The sequence below is a fragment of the Scandinavium sp. UTDF21-P1B genome (genome assembly GCF_040750395.1).
Lineage (GTDB): Bacteria > Pseudomonadota > Gammaproteobacteria > Enterobacterales > Enterobacteriaceae > Scandinavium.
On record NZ_JBFLVD010000016.1, the window covers coordinates 1 to 277 of the forward strand.

Sequence of the window (277 nt, forward strand, 5' to 3'; positions counted from 1 at the left end):
GTTCCCTGCCTATGGTCAGCACCGGAGCTGAATCGCCACGGGTTTAACAGACACCTCGGAGTCATTTAAGATGACTTAAAGAGAAGTGCCCATGAGCGGTAAACGTTATCCCGAAGAGTTTAAAATTGAAGCAGTCAAACAGGTTATTGATCGCGGTCATTCTGTTTCCAGCGTTGCAACACGTCTCGATATCACCACCCACAGCCTTTACGCCTGGATAAAGAAGTACGGTCCGGACTCATCCACTAATAAAGAACAGTCAGATGCTCAGGCCGAG

At 48.4% G+C, this 277-nt stretch carries 1 protein-coding gene; it reads left to right on the forward strand.

Translation table 11 applies throughout. The features are described from left to right. Window positions 1-91: 91 nt before the first annotated feature. Window positions 92-277, forward strand: a 186-nt coding sequence (locus AB1287_RS14235; protein ID WP_435618198.1) for a transposase, incomplete at its 3' end; no start/stop codon positions are given.